The organism is Azospirillum brasilense, from assembly GCF_005222205.1.
Classification (GTDB): domain Bacteria; phylum Pseudomonadota; class Alphaproteobacteria; order Azospirillales; family Azospirillaceae; genus Azospirillum; species Azospirillum brasilense_G.
Map to the genome: position 1 here is coordinate 148,629 of NZ_CP032348.1, position 18,420 is coordinate 167,048.

The following is an 18,420-nucleotide window of genomic DNA, read 5'->3' on the forward strand; positions in this document are numbered from 1 at the left end:
TGTCGCAGGGGAGGGGACTGCCGCCGCTTCGCGGAAGGCACCCTCTCCCGCGTCAGCGGGGGAGGGCCGGGGTGGGGGCAAAACCGGAACCGTCACGTTACTTCGCGTTGGCCATGGCGACGGCGGTGTCGCTCATGCGGTTGGAGAAGCCCCACTCGTTGTCGTACCAGGTCATGATGCGGACGAAGTTGCCGTCGATGACCTTGGTCTCGTTCAGCGCGAAGATCGAGCTGTGCGGGTCGTGGTTGAAGTCGGTGGAGACCAGATCCTCGGTGTAGGCGCCCAGGATGCCCTTGAGCGGGCCGTTGGCGGCCTCGCTGATCGCCTTGGTGATCTCCTCCACCGAGGTGGCGCGCTTGGCGGTGAACTTGAAGTCGACGACCGAGACGTTCGGCGTCGGCACGCGCATGGCGGTGCCGTCCAGCTTGCCCTTCAGCTCGGGCAGCACCTTGCCCACCGCCTTGGCGGCGCCGGTCGAGGTCGGGATCATGTTCAGCGCCGCGGCGCGGGCGCGGTGCAGGTCCTTGTGGTTGGTGTCGACGATGCGCTGATCCCCCGTGTAGGAGTGGATCGTCGTCATGAAGCCCTTCTCGATGCCGATCAGCTTGTTCAGCACGAAGGCCACCGGGGCCAGGCAGTTCGTCGTGCACGACGCGTTGGAGACGATGCGGTGCTCGGCCTTGAGCTGGTCGTGGTTGACGCCGTAGACCACCGTGATGTCCTCGTCGGTGGCCGGAGCGGAGATCAGCACCTTCTCGGCACCCGCCTCCAGATGCTTGGCGGCGTCGGCGCGCTTGGTGAAGATGCCCGAGCATTCCATGGCGATCTGGATGCCCAGATCCTTCCACGGCAGCTTGGCCGGGTCACGCTCCTGCACGACCTTGATCGAGTGGCCGTTGACGATCAGCTCGCCGTCGCGGGTCTCGATGGTGCCGGGGAAACGGCCGTGGACGCTGTCGTACTTCAGCAGGTGGGTGTTGGCCTTGAGGTCGGCCAGGTCGTTGATCGCCACGACCTCCACGTCATTGCGGCCGCTCTCGTAGATGGCCCGCAGAACCAGACGGCCGATGCGGCCAAAACCGTTGATCGCTACCTTCACGGACATGCTGTTCTCCGCTGGTGTTCGCGGCCCCGGACGGGATCTGGGGCGGCGCCGGCCAGGGCCGGTGGGAAAGGGGCGCCGGATCGGGCCGCCCGCCGCGGCAGGACGCGGGCGCTTCCGGTGTTCGGTAAGATATATACTAGTATATTAGATGAGGACGCAAGGGCGGCCGGCCAACTGGGCGGCCGTCCGGACAAAATGTCGCGGTTGCTGCGTTGCAAGACAAACCGCGTCCGGCGCTGTTGGCCTGGGTTGGACCCGTGAACCGGACCGCTCCAAAGGTCTTTCCCGAAAACCGGAACCGCCAGAGGACGATGACTTCCGACGACCGTGCCCCACGGCTTTCCGCCGCCCGCCTCCGCGCCCTGCGCGGCCTTCTCGCCCTTCTTCTCCTGATGACCGCCGCGCTTGGGGGCATTGCGACCCCGGCGTCGGCGCAGATCACGACTCCCGCTCCGCCGGCCCAGGCCGAAACGGCCCCCAATCCGGAGGAGATCGCCCGCCTGCGGCAGACGCTGGAGGATCCGGACCGCCGCGCCGCCCTGCTCGGCCAGCTCCGCGCCCTGGAGCAGGCGGAGGCCGCCGCCGCGCCGGCGGAGCCGGAGGGGATCGGCACCCGCCTGCTCACCCTGCTGTCGAACCGGCTCGACGGGCTGGGGCAGGAGGCCGCGCTGGCCGGCGACGCCCTGCTGAACGCGCCGCAGGGGCTGCATTGGCTGGATCGGCAGGTGTCCGACCCGGCGCAGCGCGCCGCCTGGGGCTGGCTGCTCGCCGAGCTGGTCCTGGTGGTGATGGTCGGGCAGGGCGCCCGGCTGATCGCCATCCGCACGCTGCGGCGCCCGCGCGCCATGCTGGCGGCCCGGCCCATCCATTCGACGCTCGCCAAGGTGCCGCTGCTGCTGGTGCGGTCGCTGTTCGATCTGGCGCCCATCGTCGCCTTCGCCGCCGCCGGCTTCGGTGTGCTGGCGCTGTTCGACACGCCGCCGGTGGTGCGGGTTCTGGGCGTCACCTTCCTCAACGCCAGCATCTTCGTGCAAATCGTGCTTCTGGTCGTCCGGGCGCTGCTCGCCCCGGCCTCGCCCAACCTGCGGCTGATCCCGATGAGCGACGGATCGGCCCTGCGGCTGCTGCGCTGGTGCCGGACCATCGCCATCACCACGCTTTACGGCCTGTTCCTGGCCGAGGCGGCTCGGCGGCTCGGCCTGCCGGCGCAGAGCTACAGCGCGCTGGTCACGCTGGTCGGTCTGGTCGTTGCCGTCATGCTGGCGGTGCTTGTGCTGCAGAGCCGGGAGGCGGTGGCGGCGCGCCTGCGCGGCGGGATCGCCGCGGCGCAGCCGCTGTCCGACGTGGTGTCGCCGGTTCCGCCCGGACGGCGGGCCGCCGGGGCGGGGCGGATGCTGCGCGCCGCCGGCCGCCGTGTGGCCGACGTCTGGCACGCCATCGCCATCCTCTACATCATTGTTCTGTTCGGCATCTGGGCGCTGGAGATCAGCGGCGGGCTGCTGTTCGTGGTCCAGGCGACGGCGGTGACCTTGGTCGTCGCCGGCATCGCGCGGCTGATCGGGCGGGGGATCACCCGCGCCGCCGCGGCGATCCTGGAGCGCATGGACCGCCGTCGGGGACAGTCGGCCTGGGCGGCGGGGCGGCTGCGCCGCTACGTCGCCCCCACGGCGCGGCTGCTGCACGCGGCGGTGGCCGTGCTGGGCGGGCTGGTGGTTCTGAACGCCTGGGGGCTGGACGTCTGGGGCTGGCTGCAGACCGCCATCGGCCTGCGCATCGTGGCGTCGGGCCTGTCGCTCCTGCTGGTCGGCGCCATCGCGCTCGCCGTGTGGGAGGTGACCAACGGGCTGATCGAACGCCATCTGGCGACGACGGACCGCAACGGCCGGGCCGTCCAGCGCAGCGCGCGGGTGCGCACCCTGCTGCCGCTGCTGCGCAGCGCCCTGCTGGTGGTTCTGCTGACCCTGGTCACGCTGATCACCCTGTCGGAGCTGGGGCTGAACATCGGGCCGCTGCTGGCCGGTGCCGGCGTGGTCGGCCTGGCCGTCGGCTTCGGCGCGCAAACCCTGGTCAAGGACGTCATCACCGGCCTGTTCATCCTGTTCGAGGACACCATCTCGGTCGGCGACGTCGTCAATGTCGGCGGCAAGGGCGGTCTGGTGGAGGGGATGAACATCCGCACCATCCGCCTGCGCGACTTCGACGGGACGGTGCACACCATCCCCTTCAGCGCGGTCACCAGCGTGTCGAACATGACGAAGGACTTCAGCTACTACGTGTTCGACGTGGCGATTCCGTATCATGAGAACGCCGACCGCGTGGTTTCCGTGCTGCACGGCATCGGCGACGAACTGCGCAAGGACCCGCGCTTCGCGCCGCTGATCCTGGAGCCACTGGAGGTGCTGGGGGTCGATTCCTTCCAGGAATCCGCGGCGGTCATCAAGGCGCGGATCAAGACGCTGCCCATCCAGCAGTGGAACGTCGGGCGGGAGTTCAATGGCCGCATGAAGGCGCGCTTCATCGAACTGGGGATCGACTTCCCGCTGCCGCAGCGCACGCTGCACATCGCCCGCGGCGCCGCGGAGATGCTGGCCGGGATGGGCGGCGAGGCGGGTGCCGCCAACGCCGACCGGATGCGCCACGCCGGGGCGGCGGAATAGGGGCTCGGCGCTCCCTCTCGCGGTCTTGCAAAAAAGTGACCGGGCCATGTCGATTTCGCTTGAGCCCCGCCGGCGGCACGGCTATATCAGCGCTCCCGCGTCACCCCAAGAGACGCGGGATGCAAGAGTAGACGACGCGCTTGTGGCGGAATTGGTAGACGCGCTAGGTTCAGGTCCTAGTGGCTGAAAGGCCGTGGGGGTTCGAGTCCCTCCAAGCGCACCAACACCTCTTGTGTTGGTCTGAGAGTATAGTGGGGCCATAGCTCAGCTGGGAGAGCGCTACAATGGCATTGTAGAGGTCAGGAGTTCGATCCTCCTTGGCTCCACCAACTCTCCCCTTACCGGCAGGCTGCCGGTTCTTCCCGGATTATAGAATTTCCGACCCAGCCTCGGGTTGCTCCGAATGGAGACGGCGGGGCTAATCCATAGGGGTCTTTGCTGCCGCGGTGTTATCGGTTGGATGATGGCTCACCCGATCGAACGAATCCCCGGAGCCCCTCCGCCATGCCGACACCGCCGCACGGAACGCCCGACCGCGGGCTGAAGCCGTTCATCCTCGCCATTCATCGCGAAGCGCTGGACACCGCCGCGGCCAAGGGGCTGACCGGCACGCTGGCGCAGGTCGCCGCCCTTCAGGACACGGCCAGCCTCGCCTCAGCCAAGGCCGGACGTCCCGTCACGGAGGAGGAGGTGATGCGCCTGCTGCTGCGGGAGCGCCGCGCCCGCGGGCTCCGTGAGGCGGCGGGAACGGTTCCGGTCGCGCCGGTGAGGAAACCGGCGGCCGCCCCCTCCCGATTCCGGCTGGGACGCTGGCGGAGCGTGGCGATGGGCTTGGCCCGCTCGGCGTCCGCCGGTTCGGCGGGAAAGGCCCGCTTGTAGGAAACGGGCGGCGCTCCCCACGCCGGTAACCGAGTGAGTACGCCCATTGCCCTGTTGAGTGAGTTGGGAGGCGCACAGAGGCTGTCGCTGCCCCGCTGTTCGGCACGAAACACAACATTGGGAGGTCTCATGTCCGTTCGCCTGGATCGCCGCCAACTGCTGTCCGCCGGAGCCGCCGCGCTGGTGCTGGCCGTGGCGCCGCGTTTCGTTCTGGCCCAAACACCGGGTGGCAAGGGCTTCACTCTGCCGCCGCTGCCCTACGCGCCCGCCGCGCTGGAACCGCACATCGACGCGACGACCATGAGCGTGCACCACGGCAAGCACCATCAGGCCTACGTCGACAACCTCAACAAGGCGCTCGCCAACCATGGCGACCTGCAGGCGATGCCGCTGGCCGACCTGCTGAAGCGGGTTCCGGAGCTGCCGGAAAGCATCCGCACCGCGGTGCGCAACAACGGCGGCGGTCACGCGAATCACAGCATGTTCTGGAGCATCATGGGGCCGAACGCCGGCGGCGCCCCGGACGGCGAGGTGGGGACGGCCATCACGCGCGACTTCGGCGGCTTCGACGAGTTCAAGACGCGCTTCAACACGGCGGGCGCCGGGCAGTTCGGCAGCGGCTGGGTCTTCGTCACCGCCGATCCCTCGTCGGGCAAGCTCGCCATCGCCGCCCGCCCGAACCAGGATTCGCCGGCCATGGAGGGCGTGCCCGTGCTGATGGGCAACGACGTGTGGGAGCACGCCTATTACCTGAAGTATCAGAACCGGCGCGCCGACTATCTGGCGGCCTGGTGGAACGTGGTCGACTGGGGGGCGGTGAACCGCCGCTACGCGGCGATCCGCAAGGGCGAACTGGTGATCTGAACGGAAAAGGGCGGCGGGGATGTCCCCGCCGCCCTTCCTGCGAACCGTCCGGTCCAGGGGGCCGGTCAGGCGCCCTGATGCAGGCGGATGTTGAACAGCGGGCCCTGGCTCTGGCGGCGCAGCGCCTTGGCGATGGCCAGCACGGCGAGGTCGGCCAGCGGCTCGACGATGATGACGGTCATGTAGGCGGCGCCGAAGGAGGCGACCTCCGTCATGGTCTCGGCGGTGAAGCCGTGGCCGTAGAAGGCCCAGAAGGCCACCCAGGCGACGATGCCGCCCTGGTAGGCGGTGGAAAGGGCCAGCGCCTGCGAATACTTCAGGTCGACATAGGGCGTGGCGTCGGGAACGATCCGCTTCGCCAGCAGGCTGATGCCCCACAGCGGGACCAGCAGCGTGGTGACGTTCATGCCGTACTGCGGCAGGTCGAAGGGCGCGAAGAACAGGCCCTGGATCAGCAGGCCGGCGGCGAGGCCGATGGAGGCCGCACCGGCGCCGAACAGCAGGAGCAGCGTCGAACCGAGGATCAGGTGAACCTCCGACACGCCCACGGGGTGGTGCGGGAACACCTCGAAGAAGCTGAAGACCAGCGCGGTGGCGATCAGGCTGCGCAGCACCAGCGGTGCGATCCCGCCGTTGTTGCGGACGTCGTCGCGCGCCAGCTTGCCGGCCATCGCGAAGCCGCCGGCGGCCGTCGCGTAGCTGAGAGCGATCTTGGCGCCGTCCACGACGCCGGGTTCGATGTGCATGCTCTATGCCCTTTCCGAGTCTGCCATGCGTTGGGAGGGGCGTCGTTGCTGGCAGGCACCGGCATCGCAACCCCCTTGGTCCCCTTGGCTGGGCGCACCGGGGGGACGGCTTGCGGAGGACGGGCGGCCGTCGGGCCGGACATCGGCAAGCGACCACCGGGGCACCCCGCCCGAGGACGTACGTTCGGTCACGGCAGGTCTCCTGGCTTGCGGGTCAAGGCGGCATCGTCCGGCCTTCCCGGCGCCCGTTCCCGCAGGCGGCGCCAGTGACACGGAAAGGACGAGGCCGCTCACCGCTCACAGTTGCGGGGGCAGCGCCGGATTTGCCGTGTCTCCCCCTTCGGGGCGGCTCACCGGCTTCCCTCTTAGCCCCGCGACCGGAGGGCGCGGGGAACCATAACCGGCGCCAGGGTAGGGGCGGGGTCCCCCGCCGTCAAGAGGGGGATGGCGACCCGAGGGGGGAGCCGCACGGCTTCCTTGACACCGCTCCCGTGGAACCGACAAGGTCCGGCGGACTGCGCGAGGCCGGATCAACGGGCGAAGGACGGGGTTGCGGGCATGCTACCGGTTCACTTCCTGACCATCGTGCTGAACGGCGATCCCTTCATCCGCTATCACCTGGAGGTGTTCCGCCAACTGCCCTTCCCCTGGCACTGGCACGTCGTGGAGGGGGTGGCGGAGCAGGTCCGCGACTCCTCCTGGTGCGCGCAGCGGGGCGGGCGCGTCCCGCAGGACCGTCACCGCGACGGGCGCAGCAGCGACGGCACCTCGGAATATCTCGACCGCATCGCCGCGGAGGAGCCCGGGCGGGTGTCGGTCTACCGCAAGCCGCCCGGCATGTTCTGGCAGGGCAAGGTGGAGATGGTCACCGCGCCGCTGGCCGCCATGACCGAGGACTGCCTGCTCTGGCAGGTCGATGCCGACGAGCTGTGGACAGCGGAGCAGATCATCCGGGCGCGCCGGATGTTCCTCGACTCGCCGTCGCGCACGGCGGCGCTGTACCTTTGTCATTTCTTCGTCGGCCCGTCCCTGGTCCTCGACCGGCTGGACCAGTACGGCAATTACCGCGCCTACGAATGGCTGCGCACCTGGCGCTATCGGCCGGGCGATTATTGGCAGTCGCACGTCCCGCCCCGGCTGATGCGCCCGCAACCCGATGGGTCCGAGGTCGAGCTTGGCGCGGCCAACCCCTTCCTGCATGAGGAAACGGCGGTGGGCGGGCTGGTCTTCCAGCATTTCGCCTACGCGACACGGGAGCAGGTCGCGTTCAAGGAAATCTATTACGGCTACGACGGCGCGGTCGAGCGGTGGGACGCCCTGCAGACGGCGGGTCGAGCGATCGGCCGCGGCACCCTTCCGCTGCGCGATTTCTTCCCCTGGGTGACCGACGCGGCGACCGTCGCCCGCGCCGAGCATGCCCTGGTGGAGCCGCTGGCGCGCCCGGACGCCGACGGAGCCTGGGGCTTCGTCCCGCCGGCGCGGGGCGCCTCCACCGCCCCGGCGGTGGCGCTGCTGCGGGACTCCGGTCCCGCCGCCCGCCGCCGCCCGCTCGTGCCCGGCGAGCCGCCGCCTTTCCCGGTCGATCTGATCCGCAGCGTCGGCGTGTTCCTTCTGGATGGCGCCGGCGCCGTGCTGCGGGCGTCGGGTGTCCTGCGGGAGCTGCGGCGGGCCTTGCCGCTGGCCCGCATCACCGTCTTCGCGACGCCGGACGCGGAGGCGGCGCTCGCCCTCTGCCCCTACGTCAACCAGCGGGTCACCCTGCCGCCGCTGACGGGGCGGGCGCCCGATGACGCGCTGGTGAGCGCCGTGCGCCAGGAGATCGGCGAGCAGTTCGGCGGCGCCTTCGACCTGACGATCAACCCGGTCCAGGGGGAGGATGCCGGTTTCGCCAACCGCCTGATGCAGGATACGGGGGCGCCGCTCCGCCTTGGTTGCCGGGTCGGCCGGCCGGTGCGCGGCTATTACGCCGACGCCTTCCTGACCCACGTCGCGCCGGCTCCCGCCGGTCTGCTGGGGGCGCTGACCGCCGGGGAGCCGGACCCCGCCACGGAAGTCTGGACCTCTCCCGCCGGGGAGCGGGCCGCCGCCGCGCTTCTGGCCGAGGGCGTTCCGGCGCGCTGGCGCTGCGCCGTCGGCCTGTCCGCGTCCGCCGGCGCCGGCAGCCTGTTGGACCTGGGCCGCCGCCTCGCCGGGCGGGGCGACACCGCTCTGATCCTGGTCGGCGGGGAGGCCGCCAAGGGGGCCGCGGCGCGCATCGCCGGGGAAACGGGGGACGCCTGCCTGAACGCCGTCGGACGGCTGGGATTCGACGGGCTGTGCGCCCTGCTGCGGCGCTGCGACCTGTTCGTCGGGACCGGCGCGCCCGCGGAAGAGATCGCCGTGGCGGCCCGGCTTCCCATGGTGGGAACCGGCCCGGCTCACGGCGATCCGACCGCCGAGGCGATGGAGAACGCCATCGCGGCTTGGCTGGCCGACCGCGTCTATTGACGGGCCTCCCCGCCCGGCCTGTGAGATCCGCGAGGGGAAGCGTGGAAAAACGGAGGGGCAGGCGCGCAAGGCGCTTGTGTTGGCGCGTTTGCGCCGCAATGATCCGCCCCCACCGAATCCCGGACGGCCGCAAGCGGCGCGCCGCAGCGGGGCAAAACCATGGATTGAATCCGGCGGCCCGGTAAGCACACGATGCGCAGAGCAGTCATGAAACCCCGTGCGGATTGGCGCCCGGGGCTCCGCAAATACCCCTTCGGCGTCCGCGCCATGAGCGCCGGCGCCTTCTGGCGCGAGGATGTGCGGTACGAGTTCTCCGCCCATCAGATCGACCTCATCGAGAGCGTCGCCGACGAGCTGCACACCATGCTGCGCGAGGCGCTGCGCGCGACGGTGGACGGGCGGGCGCTGGCCCGGCTGGGGGTCCGCGGCGGCGTGGCGCGGCTGCTCGAAGCCTCCTGGAACGATTATTGGGCCGCGGGGCGCCTGAACGAGCGGGCCGGCGCGCTGATGGGGCGGCTGACGCTGGCCTATGACGGGCGCGATTCGGTCAAGCTGCTGGCCTGCAACTACGACACGCCGGAGGGGCTGTTCGCCGCCTCGATCATCCAGCGCAACTGGCGCGAGGCCCTGATGGGCGACGCCAACCAGTTCAACGGGCTGCACGAGGGGCTGGTGGAACGCTGGGAGGAACTGGCGGCGGGGATGCCGGGCCGCGGACTCGTCCATCTCGCCTGCGCCACCCCCGACCCGATGCGCGAGAGCGAGCTGGTCTATCTGGCCGCCACCGCGGCCGAGGCCGGGATCGCCACGCATCTGCTGCCGCTGCAAAGCCTGGGCTGGGACGGCCAGCGCTTCATCGACGACGAGGGGCGGGCGGCCTCCTGGCTGGCGAAGATCTACCCCTGGCAGGGGCTGGCCGACGACGCCTTCCTGCAGAAGCTGCGGATGGGCGGCATGAGCATGCTGTCGCCGCTGTGGTGCTGGCCGATGTCGAACCACGGGCTGCTGGCGACGCTGTGGTCGCTCTACCCGCGCCACCCGAACCTGTGCCGCGCCGCGCTCGACCCCGAGGAGCTGGCCGGCTGCGACGCGGTGACCGAGCGCAGCCTGTTCGGGCTGGACGACGCGGCCCAGCGCATGACGGCGCACGGCCGCACCATCTCGGACACCGGCAGCGCCGAGCATCCGGGAGGGCGGGTCTGGTTGGAAACCCCGCCGATCTTCGAGGAGGAGGGCGTCCACGCGCTCCTGCACTGCTGGATCATCGGGGACAAGTGTCTGGGCATGTCGGTCCGCGAGTCGGCGGACCCGCGGGTCGGCTCCGACGCCGCGATGGTGCCGCACATCTTCCGCGGCTGACACGCTTTCACGGCGTGGAAGGAACCCGCCCTGTCCCAATGGAGCGCAGGGCGGGCGCTTCGGCGGCGATCAACCGGCAGGCCTCAGCGGCCGCGGCCCGGCGCGAAGGGGTTGGGCAACGGCGAGCCGAACGCCGCCCGGCGGGCGTCCCGCCACGCGACGTCGTTGCCGACGCCGCTGTGGGTGGCCGATACCGACACCACCTGACTCTGGTGGCGCAGCCAGCCGCGCAGCTTTTCTTCGAACCGGTGCGCGTCCTGGGCGTCCGCGACCTCCAGTTCCATCGTCATCTGCAGCTCGGTCTTCATGGCGTTCCTCCTCTGGACCGTTCCGTTGGACAAACAGCCGGGCGTGCCACTGGTGCCGAAAAAAACAGAAAAGGGCGGGGAACTTTCCCCGCCCTGTGCTGCAACGCCGTGAATGCGATGGCCGTCGATGCGGTTGCCGCCGCCGCGGTTGCCGCCGCCGCTCACTTCCCTTCGGGCTTCGCCGGACGGGCCGGCTTGGCGATGCTGGCGATCTGCTTCTGCAGGTCGTCGATCTGCTTCTGAAGCTCCTCGTAGGTGTGGGCGGCCGAGGCCGGGCCGTTGGCCGGAGCGGCGGCCGGGCCGGGGGCCTGGGGACGGGGCGGGACGGCCGGGTGTTCGCCGGGCTGCCCGTCCTCGGCACCGCCGAAGGGCGAGAACATGCGCATCGCGCGTTCGAACATCGCCATGTTCTGCTTGCCGACCTCCTCCAGCCGGCCGAAGGGGAACATGCCGCCCAGCGTGTTCTGGAAATAGTCGCGCATCTGCTCCTGGTTGCGCGAGAAGGACTGCATCGAATATTCGAGGTAGCGCGGCACCATCCACTGCATGTTGTCGCCGTAGAAGCCGATGAGCTGGCGCAGGAAGCTGATCGGCAGCAGGTTCTGGCCCTTGCTCTCCTCCTCCACGATGATCTGCGTCAGCACCGAGCGGGTAATGTCCTCTCCGGTCTTCGCGTCATAGACCACAAAGTCGAGGCCGTCCTTGACCATCTGACAGAGATGGTCGAGCGTCACGTAGCTGCTGGTCGCCGTGTTGTAGAGCCGCCGGTTGGCGTACTTCTTGATCGTGATCGTCGCGGACTTCTGGTCTTCCTTGTCGGCCATCGCTGTTTCTTTCAAGAAGGGTCGTGCGGCGGGAATGTTCCAGATATAAGGACTACTCGAAGGAATGCACCCTGTCCAGTGCTGTGCCGCAGCGCTGCGACCGCAGGTGGACATCGCCCCGATAATTCAGGATTTGCGACATTTTCGATCGGTCCTTCGCGGCTCTGGTCAAGGGCACCGCCTCCCCCATATACTCCCGGCCATGGCCGAATCGTCCGAATCCGACAGCCCGTCCCTGGAAACGCTCGCGCAACGGTACCTCGACCTGTGGCAGGAACAATGGGCGGCCTGCGCCGCCGATCCCGAGATGGCCGATGCCGCCGCCCGCCTGTTCCAGATGATGGCGCAGGGCGCCGCGGCGATGGCGCCCTTCGTGCTGGGGCCGGGCGGTTTCGCCTACACCAGCCCGCCGGGCACCGGCTGGAACCCGACCCCAGCTCCATTCCAGGCGGCTCCATTCCAGGCGCCTCCATTCCAGGCAGCCCCATCCCAGCCATCCTCCCGAGGAGAGCCGCGTGACCGGGGACAACGCCACGATCCCCCCGCACCCCACCCCACGGCTGGGGCCGCGGCCCCTGGCGCTGCATCTGGCGACGGTGTCGGCGACACTGCTCAGCTCCTCCGCCGCATTGCCGCACTTGAGGAACGGCTCGCTGCCATGGAAGCCGCATCTGCGGGAGCGGGCGGAGGACCTGCGCCGGCGGATCGTCGCCGCCGACGCGGACGCGCTCGCCCGGGCGGTTGACCGGGAGGTCCGCCGCCAGCTCGACCTCGCCTTGACGGGGATCGAGCGCTACCGCCACCACCCCTACCGCCGCGACCTTCCCGACCCGCCCGTGCTGTGGACGGAAGGGGCGTCCCGCCTGCTCGACTACGGCGCCCTCGGGTCGGCGACCGGCACGCCGGTGCTGTTCGTGCCGTCGCTGGTCAACCGCCATTACATCCTCGACCTGTCGGCGCGCAAAAGCCTGATGCGCTGGCTGGCCGCGCAGGGGCTGCGCCCCTTCCTGATCGACTGGGGCACGCCCGGCCCGCTGGAGCGGCGCTACAGCCTGACCGACTACATCGCCGGGCGGCTGGAGCGCGCGCTGGCCGCGGTGGTGGAGGCGGTGGGCCGCCCGGTTCCGGTGGTCGGCTACTGCATGGGCGGGCTGCTCGCCACCGCGCTGGCGCAGCGCCGCCCCAAGGAGGTCGCGGCGCTCGGCCTGCTCGCTACCCCCTGGGACTTCCACGCGGAGGACGCGGGCATGGCCCGCCGCGCCGCCGCCGTCTTCCAGCCCTTCGGCCCGCTGCTGGACGCCTGGGGGGAATTGCCGGTGGACGTGCTGCAGGGGCTGTTCGCCCAGCTCGACCCGCTGCTGGCGCTGAAGAAATTCGCGCAGTTCGCCCGCATGGATCCGGACAGCCGCGCCGCGCTCGCCTTCGTGTCGCTGGAGGACTGGCTGAACGACGGGGTGCCGCTGGTCGCCGGGGTGGCGCGCGACACGCTGGCCGGCTGGTACGGGCGCAACGACACGGCGCGCGGCGAATGGCTGGTCGCCGGCCAGCCGGTGGAGCCGGCTCGGCTGCGGATGCCGGTCCTGGCGCTGATCCCGGAGCGCGACCGCATCGTTCCGCCGTCCTCCGCGGTGGCCTTGGCAAGATCAATCGACCGCGCGCAAATGATCAGGCCGCCGCTCGGCCATATTGGCATGGTGGTCAGCGCCGGAGCCGAAACAGGCGTTTGGCGCCCCTTGGCCGAATGGCTTAGTGCGGCAGGATAACCGCAGCCAGTCAGGTGTCTTGCATTGCGGGAAATCCGCGCATAAGGTTTTTCCCACTCCGTGCGGCCCACTGACACGATAATAAAACTGACAAAATCTGAGGAGCGTCAACATGACCGAGGTTGTGATCGCCAGCGCAGCGCGTACTCCCATCGGAAGCTTCAACGGGGCGCTCAGCAGCGTGCCGGCCCATTACCTGGGTGAGATCGCCATCCGCGAAGCGCTGAGCCGCGCCAAGACCGACGCCGCGGAGGTGACCGAGGTTATCCTGGGCCAGATCCTGACCGCCGGTCAGGGCCAGAACCCGGCCCGCCAGGCCGCCGTCAACGCCGGCATCCCGGCCTCCGCCACCGCTTTCGGCATCAACCAGCTCTGCGGCTCGGGCCTGCGCTCGGTGGCGCTCGGCTATCAGGCGATCCGCAACGGCGACGCCGAGGTCATGGTCGTCGGCGGGCAGGAGAGCATGAGCCAGGCCCCGCACGTCATGCATCTGCGCAACGGCGTGAAGATGGGCGCCGCCGAGATGCTCGACACCATGCTGAAGGACGGCCTGATGGACGCCTTCAAGGGCTATCACATGGGCACGACGGCCGAGAACGTCGCCCAGAAGTGGCAGCTGACCCGCGAGGAGCAGGACGTCTTCGCCGCCGCCTCGCAGCAGAAGGCCGAGGCCGCCCAGAAGTCCGGCCGCTTCAAGGACGAGATCATTCCGGTCACCATCAAGGGCCGCAAGGGCGACATCATTGTCGCCGACGACGAATATCCGAAGCACGGCACCACCGCGGAATCGCTGGCCAAGCTGCGCCCGGCCTTCTCCAAGGAAGGCACGGTGACCGCGGGCAACGCGTCGGGCATCAACGACGGCGCCGCCGCGCTGGTCCTGATGACCGCCGAGAACGCCGCCCGCCGCGGCCTGACCCCGCTGGCCCGCATCGTCTCCTGGGCGACCGCCGGCGTCGATCCGGCGATCATGGGCACCGGCCCGATCCCGGCCTCCCGCCTCGCGCTGGAGAAGGCCGGCTGGAAGCATGAGGACCTCGACCTGATCGAGGCGAACGAGGCCTTCGCCGCCCAGGCCCTGGCGGTGAACAAGGACCTTGGCTGGGACACCTCCAAGGTCAACGTCAACGGCGGCGCCATCGCGCTCGGCCATCCGGTCGGCGCTTCCGGCGCCCGCGTCCTGACCACCCTGCTCTATGAGATGCAGAAGCGCGACGCCAAGAAGGGCCTCGCCACCTTGTGCATCGGCGGCGGCATGGGCATCGCCCTCACCGTCGAGCGGGGCTGACGAAAAGCGGGCCGTTCCCTCCGGGGTGCGGCCCGTTTCGTATGTGCGCCTACAGAAACCGATAAAGAATCCAACATCAAGCTTTGGGGGAGGAGCCAATGGCTCGAGTTGCAGTCGTCACGGGCGGAACGCGCGGTATCGGCGAAGCCATCTCCGTCGCGTTGAAGAACGCCGGCTATGTCGTCGCCGCCAACTACGCCGGCAACGATGAGAAGGCGAAGGAATTCTCGGCCCGCACGGGCATCGCGGTCTACAAGTTCGACGTGTCGGACTTCGACGCCGTGAAGGATGGCATCGCGAAGATCTCGGCCGAACTCGGGCCGGTGGACGTGGTGGTGAACAACGCGGGCATCACCCGCGACGGCGTGATCCACCGCATGACCCCGCAGCAGTGGAACGACGTCATCGCGACGAACCTCACCTCCTGCTTCAACCTCTGCCGCAACGTCATCGACGGCATGCGCGAGCGCGGCTTCGGCCGCATCGTCAACATCGGCTCGGTGAACGGCCAGGCCGGCCAGTACGGCCAGGTGAACTACGCCGCCGCCAAGTCGGGCATCCACGGCTTCACCAAGGCGCTGGCCCAGGAGGGCGCGGCCAAGGGCGTCACCGTCAACGCCATCGCGCCGGGCTACATCGACACCGACATGGTGCGCGCGGTGCCGCCCAACGTGCTGGAGAAGATCGTCGCCCGCATCCCGGTCGGCCGCCTCGGCAAGGCCGAGGAGATCGCACGCGGCGTGCTGTTCCTGGTCGGCGACGACGCCGGCTTCATCACCGGCTCGACCCTGTCGATCAACGGCGGCCAGCACATGTACTGATTGGCCGGTGCAGTGACTCCCGGGTCCTCGGGCCCGTTTGAAGCGACACGAAGCCTTCGCCCCTCCTCCGCACCCGCGGGGGAGGGGTTTTCTTTTCCCAATACTCAAACGTCTGATTGGTTTGACGCGGGGGGCGGATGATGCGATTCATTTTAAGTTGCGTTGCAAAAATAGGAAACACTCATAAAACAAAAACATACTCCGATATGCATGTTTTGGATGTGGACATAAACGGACAAAAAAATTAAAACTGAATTCGAGAAATCTTCGCGCTTATATAGGCTAAGAAATGAAAAAACAAACTGCGGGAATTGCGTTCCTTCGTGTTGCTTTCTTGACGCTGGCGCTGGCGGGTTGCGCGACGGCGGAGCAGCATAGGGCGGCGGTGGCGAACAATGCGAATGATCGGGTGACGGTTGGTACGGTCCAGCGTGAAATCCGCGTTGGCATGTCTTCCGCCGATGTCGTCCAGGTTCTGGGGTCTCCGAACATGGTGACCACGGACGAACAGCGGCGTGAAAGCTGGGTCTACGACAAGATTTCGACGGAAACGGCCTACTCCACGTCACAGGGCGGCGTTTCCGCTCTGGTCCTCGGGGGCGTGTTGGGGCCGGCCGGTCTCCTGGGGGGAGGCGTTTCACCGGGCTACGGTGAGGCCAGCGGCGCAAAATCCGTAACGCAGCGGACTTTGACGATCATCATAAAGTTCGACAACGCCCAGCGCGTCCGGGACTTTGCCTATCGCACGTCGAGCTTCTGAGCGGGACCACAGCAATGAAGAAGACAATTGCCGCCGCTCTGGCGGCCGCCTTTCTGATGACCGGCTGTCAGCAGACCATTCCCAAGGAAGCTCTTCAGCTATCCCATGAGAGCCTGCAGCAGCGGCAGATGCAAACGCGCCGCTTCGACACCAGTGAAGAAGCCAAACTGCTTCAGGCGAGCGCTGCGGTCATCCAGGACCTTGGCTTCACCATCGACGAGAGCACGGTTCCCGCAGGCCTGATCGTCGGTTCCAAAGACCGCGATGCGACCGAGGCCGGGCAGGTTGCCGGTGCGGTCGTCATGGCCGTCCTGTTCGGTGCAAACGCGATGCAGTTCGACACCAAGCAGAAAATCCGTGTCAGCCTCGTGACCCGGCCGATTGACGACCAGAAAACGGCGGTCCGCGTTACCTTCCAGCGAATTGTCTGGAACAACCACAATGTCGTGTCGAAGATCGAAGGGTTGACGGACCCGACGATGTACCAGCAGTTCTTCGACAAGCTCTCCCAATCCGTGTTCCTGACGGCCAACGAGATTTGATGATCATGAAGAAGTTTCTCACTTTTCCGATGATCGCCCTGGCGATGACCGTCAGCGCTTGCCAGACGGACTCGCGCAGCCAAGTCCTCGAGACGTCCAAATCGCAGGTTCAGGTTCGGTCCTATCAGACGCGGGCCTACGACACCACCGACCAGCAGAAGATGCTGCGCACCATCATCGCGACGCTTCAGGACTTGGGCTTCGTGGTGGACAAGGCGGACGCGACGCTCGGTACGGTCAGCGCCACGAAGCTGGACGGCTATCTCCTGCGGATCACGGTGACCACCCGTGCTCGCGGCAACACGCAGACTTTGGTTCGCGCCAACGCCCAGTACAACATCACTCCCGTCGAAGATCCGGCGCCCTACCAGAGCTTTTTTGACGCTCTGTCCAAGGCGATGTTCCTGGAGGGGCATCAGGTCGACGCCTGAATGCCTTCCTCGGCAGCCTCCATCACGGTGGAGGCTGCCGCTCTAGCAGGGTGCGGAAAAAGGGCTGTGCACGGGCGGTTGGTCGTGATTCTTTTCGGTTGAGAAGAACGCGACCGACGAGGGGACGATGCGGGGTTCGGACGAACGCAGCGAGGGTCTGTTCAGCTACGTGAGCTGCGAGGCGCGGGTTCCAGCCAACCACCCGCTGCGAGCGATCCGGGCCATCGTGGACGAGGCGCTGGAGGTGATGTCGCCGGCGTTCGAGGGGCTGTACTCCAAGATCGGGCGCCCCTCGATCCCGCCGGAGAAGCTGCTGCGGGCGCTGCTGCTCCAGGCCTTCTACTCGGTGCGCTCGGAACGCCAGTTGATGGAGCAGCTCGATTACAACCTGCTGTTCCGCTGGTTCGTCGGCCTGTCCATGGACGCCCCGGTGTGGGACGTCACCGTGTTCACCAAGAACCGCGAGCGTCTTCTGGCCGGCGATGTGGCGGCCAAGTTCCTGGCGACCGTGCTGGGTCAGCCGAAGGTCAAGGCGCTGCTGTCGGACGAGCATTTCTCGGTGGACGGCACGCTGATCGAAGCCTGGGCGTCGGTGAAGAGCTTCCGGCCCAAAGACGGCAGCGGCGAGCCGCCGGGGCCGGGGCGCAACGGCGAGCGCGACTTCCATGGCGAGAAGCGGTCCAACGAGACGCATGCCTCGACCAGCGATCCCGAGGCGCGGCTCTACCGCAAGGGCAACGGCCAGCCGGCGAAGCTGGCCTTCATGGGCCACGCGCTGATGGAGAACCGCCACGCCCTGGTGGTGGACGTGCGGCTCACCGCGGCCAGCGGCCTGGCCGAACGTGCGGCGGCGGTGGCCATGATCGAGGCCATCCCCGGCCGCCACCGCATCACGGTCGGCGCTGACAAGGCCTACGACACCAAGGATTTCGTGGCGGACATGCGCGACTTGGGCGTGGCTCCGCATGTTGCCCGAAATACCAGCAACCGCCGCTCGGCGATCGACGGCCGGACCACCCGCCATCCCGGCTACGCCGTCAGCCTGCGGGTCCGCAAGCGGATCGAAGAGGTCTTTGGCTGGATCAAGGGAGCCGGCTTGCGCAAGACGCGCCATTGCGGAGCAGCCCGTGTCGGTTGGATGTTCACCCTAACCGCCACCGCTTACAACCTGATCCGCCTGCCCAAGCTGCTGGCTGCGGCATAATCACGCCCGCAATCCGCCTGAACGGCGGTTCTGGGAGCCTCGGAGCGAGGAAAAACGCTCCGTCCCGACCAAATCGCCCGCTGAAACCCGCATTCTCAGCCTCAGCGGAGGAAAAAGGCCGGAATATGTTCGTTTTTCCGCACCCTGCTAGAGGACGATTGCCCAAAAGCGAAACCCCCGCGCGGGGGGCGGGGGTTTCAGCGGCTGTGCCAGGACATCCGCAATGGTTGAGCCGTCTCAATGGCAATGTTCAGAAATGTGTGGCCGAACAGGTCGGCTTCCTCAAGTAAGCGCAGGTGGACTCATGATGATCACACCCTCCTGGCTACGGGAACATTTGCTGTGATGAGAAGCTGGCTTTTGGGCCAACTTGATGCGGTGT

16 protein-coding genes, 2 tRNA genes and 1 riboswitch are annotated in these 18,420 nt (G+C 68.2%); of the genes, 14 read left to right on the plus strand and 4 right to left on the minus strand.

The features are described from left to right. Positions 1–97: 97 nt before the first annotated feature. Positions 98–1,105, minus strand: a complete 1,008-nt coding sequence (gap, locus tag D3869_RS26570) for a type I glyceraldehyde-3-phosphate dehydrogenase (protein ID WP_137142746.1) — start codon at positions 1,103–1,105, stop codon at positions 98–100. A gap of 311 nt (positions 1,106–1,416) precedes the next feature. Between gap and D3869_RS26575 the strand changes: the two genes are divergently transcribed. The 5 genes from D3869_RS26575 to D3869_RS26595 all read left to right on the plus strand — a co-directional run bounded on the left by D3869_RS26575 (position 1,417) and on the right by D3869_RS26595 (position 5,505). Further along, positions 1,417–3,762: a mechanosensitive ion channel domain-containing protein gene (locus D3869_RS26575; RefSeq protein ID WP_137142747.1), complete on the plus strand. Its 2,346-nt coding sequence runs from the start codon at positions 1,417–1,419 to the stop codon at positions 3,760–3,762. A gap of 136 nt (positions 3,763–3,898) precedes the next feature. Then, a tRNA-Leu gene (locus D3869_RS26580) sits at positions 3,899–3,985 on the plus strand. Positions 3,986–4,015: 30 nt separating this feature from the next. After that, positions 4,016–4,091 (plus strand) — tRNA-Ala (locus tag D3869_RS26585). Between the two features lie 175 nt (positions 4,092–4,266). Continuing rightward, positions 4,267–4,641 (plus strand): hypothetical protein, encoded by a 375-nt coding sequence (locus D3869_RS26590; protein WP_137142748.1) that lies wholly within the window; start codon positions 4,267–4,269, stop codon positions 4,639–4,641. Between the two features lie 129 nt (positions 4,642–4,770). Next, positions 4,771–5,505 (plus strand): superoxide dismutase, encoded by a 735-nt coding sequence (locus tag D3869_RS26595; RefSeq protein ID WP_137142749.1) that lies wholly within the window; start codon positions 4,771–4,773, stop codon positions 5,503–5,505. Between the two features lie 65 nt (positions 5,506–5,570). On the opposite strand, the gene D3869_RS26600 is transcribed toward D3869_RS26595, so the two are convergent. After that, a complete protein-coding gene (locus tag D3869_RS26600; RefSeq protein WP_137142750.1) occupies positions 5,571–6,251 on the minus strand; it encodes an energy-coupling factor ABC transporter permease in 681 nt (226 codons plus the stop codon). 175 nt (positions 6,252–6,426) lie between these two features. Beyond that, positions 6,427–6,665: riboswitch (cobalamin riboswitch) on the minus strand. A gap of 144 nt (positions 6,666–6,809) precedes the next feature. On the opposite strand from D3869_RS26600, the gene D3869_RS26605 reads away from it, so the two are divergent. Both D3869_RS26605 and D3869_RS26615 read left to right on the plus strand, forming a co-directional pair. Beyond that, positions 6,810–8,738 carry a glycosyltransferase family 9 protein gene (locus D3869_RS26605; protein WP_137142751.1) on the plus strand — a complete coding sequence of 643 codons (1,929 nt, stop codon included), beginning with the start codon at positions 6,810–6,812 and terminating at the stop codon, positions 8,736–8,738. A 207-nt stretch (positions 8,739–8,945) separates the two neighbouring features. Further along, positions 8,946–10,097 (plus strand): glutathionylspermidine synthase family protein, encoded by a 1,152-nt coding sequence (locus tag D3869_RS26615; protein ID WP_137142752.1) that lies wholly within the window; start codon positions 8,946–8,948, stop codon positions 10,095–10,097. 83 nt (positions 10,098–10,180) lie between these two features. On the opposite strand, the gene D3869_RS26620 is transcribed toward D3869_RS26615, so the two are convergent. After that, positions 10,181–10,405, minus strand: a complete 225-nt coding sequence (locus D3869_RS26620; protein ID WP_137142753.1) for a hypothetical protein — start codon at positions 10,403–10,405, stop codon at positions 10,181–10,183. Positions 10,406–10,566: 161 nt separating this feature from the next. Next, positions 10,567–11,229: a polyhydroxyalkanoate synthesis repressor PhaR gene (phaR, locus tag D3869_RS26625; RefSeq protein ID WP_137142754.1), complete on the minus strand. Its 663-nt coding sequence runs from the start codon at positions 11,227–11,229 to the stop codon at positions 10,567–10,569. A gap of 515 nt (positions 11,230–11,744) precedes the next feature. On the opposite strand from phaR, the gene D3869_RS26630 reads away from it, so the two are divergent. From D3869_RS26630 to D3869_RS26660, 7 genes are all read left to right on the plus strand, one after another. Further along, entirely contained in the window at positions 11,745–12,992 is a 1,248-nt protein-coding gene (locus tag D3869_RS26630; RefSeq protein WP_137142755.1) for an alpha/beta fold hydrolase, read from the plus strand. Positions 12,993–13,104: 112 nt separating this feature from the next. Then, positions 13,105–14,280: an acetyl-CoA C-acetyltransferase gene (locus D3869_RS26635; protein WP_040138003.1), complete on the plus strand. Its 1,176-nt coding sequence runs from the start codon at positions 13,105–13,107 to the stop codon at positions 14,278–14,280. Positions 14,281–14,378: 98 nt separating this feature from the next. Further along, a complete protein-coding gene (gene phbB / locus D3869_RS26640; RefSeq protein WP_014199808.1) occupies positions 14,379–15,101 on the plus strand; it encodes an acetoacetyl-CoA reductase in 723 nt (240 codons plus the stop codon). A gap of 289 nt (positions 15,102–15,390) precedes the next feature. Continuing rightward, complete coding sequence (locus D3869_RS26645) at positions 15,391–15,861, plus strand: hypothetical protein (RefSeq protein ID WP_137142756.1); 471 nt, start codon at positions 15,391–15,393, stop codon at positions 15,859–15,861. Between the two features lie 14 nt (positions 15,862–15,875). Next, a complete protein-coding gene (locus D3869_RS26650) occupies positions 15,876–16,403 on the plus strand; it encodes a hypothetical protein (RefSeq protein WP_137142757.1) in 528 nt (175 codons plus the stop codon). Next, positions 16,403–16,834: a hypothetical protein gene (locus D3869_RS26655; RefSeq protein WP_247896048.1), complete on the plus strand. Its 432-nt coding sequence runs from the start codon at positions 16,403–16,405 to the stop codon at positions 16,832–16,834. The genes D3869_RS26650 and D3869_RS26655 overlap by 1 nt, the downstream gene beginning before the upstream one ends. 127 nt (positions 16,835–16,961) lie before the next feature. Next, complete coding sequence (locus D3869_RS26660) at positions 16,962–18,038, plus strand: IS5 family transposase (RefSeq protein WP_137141134.1); 1,077 nt, start codon at positions 16,962–16,964, stop codon at positions 18,036–18,038. Positions 18,039–18,420 lie beyond the last annotated feature (382 nt).

Coding starts and splice junctions, on each gene's coding strand:
- gap (WP_137142746.1), bottom strand. CDS start 1,105: ATGTCCGTGAAGGTAGCGATCAACGGTTTTGGCCGCATCGGCCGTCTG.
- D3869_RS26575 (WP_137142747.1), top strand. CDS start 1,417: ATGACTTCCGACGACCGTGCCCCACGGCTTTCCGCCGCCCGCCTCCGC.
- D3869_RS26590 (WP_137142748.1), top strand. CDS start 4,267: ATGCCGACACCGCCGCACGGAACGCCCGACCGCGGGCTGAAGCCGTTC.
- D3869_RS26595 (WP_137142749.1), top strand. CDS start 4,771: ATGTCCGTTCGCCTGGATCGCCGCCAACTGCTGTCCGCCGGAGCCGCC.
- D3869_RS26600 (WP_137142750.1), bottom strand. CDS start 6,251: ATGCACATCGAACCCGGCGTCGTGGACGGCGCCAAGATCGCTCTCAGC.
- D3869_RS26605 (WP_137142751.1), top strand. CDS start 6,810: ATGCTACCGGTTCACTTCCTGACCATCGTGCTGAACGGCGATCCCTTC.
- D3869_RS26615 (WP_137142752.1), top strand. CDS start 8,946: ATGAAACCCCGTGCGGATTGGCGCCCGGGGCTCCGCAAATACCCCTTC.
- D3869_RS26620 (WP_137142753.1), bottom strand. CDS start 10,405: ATGAAGACCGAGCTGCAGATGACGATGGAACTGGAGGTCGCGGACGCC.
- phaR (WP_137142754.1), bottom strand. CDS start 11,229: ATGGCCGACAAGGAAGACCAGAAGTCCGCGACGATCACGATCAAGAAG.
- D3869_RS26635 (WP_040138003.1), top strand. CDS start 13,105: ATGACCGAGGTTGTGATCGCCAGCGCAGCGCGTACTCCCATCGGAAGC.
- phbB (WP_014199808.1), top strand. CDS start 14,379: ATGGCTCGAGTTGCAGTCGTCACGGGCGGAACGCGCGGTATCGGCGAA.
- D3869_RS26645 (WP_137142756.1), top strand. CDS start 15,391: ATGAAAAAACAAACTGCGGGAATTGCGTTCCTTCGTGTTGCTTTCTTG.
- D3869_RS26650 (WP_137142757.1), top strand. CDS start 15,876: ATGAAGAAGACAATTGCCGCCGCTCTGGCGGCCGCCTTTCTGATGACC.
- D3869_RS26655 (WP_247896048.1), top strand. CDS start 16,403: ATGATCATGAAGAAGTTTCTCACTTTTCCGATGATCGCCCTGGCGATG.
- D3869_RS26660 (WP_137141134.1), top strand. CDS start 16,962: ATGCGGGGTTCGGACGAACGCAGCGAGGGTCTGTTCAGCTACGTGAGC.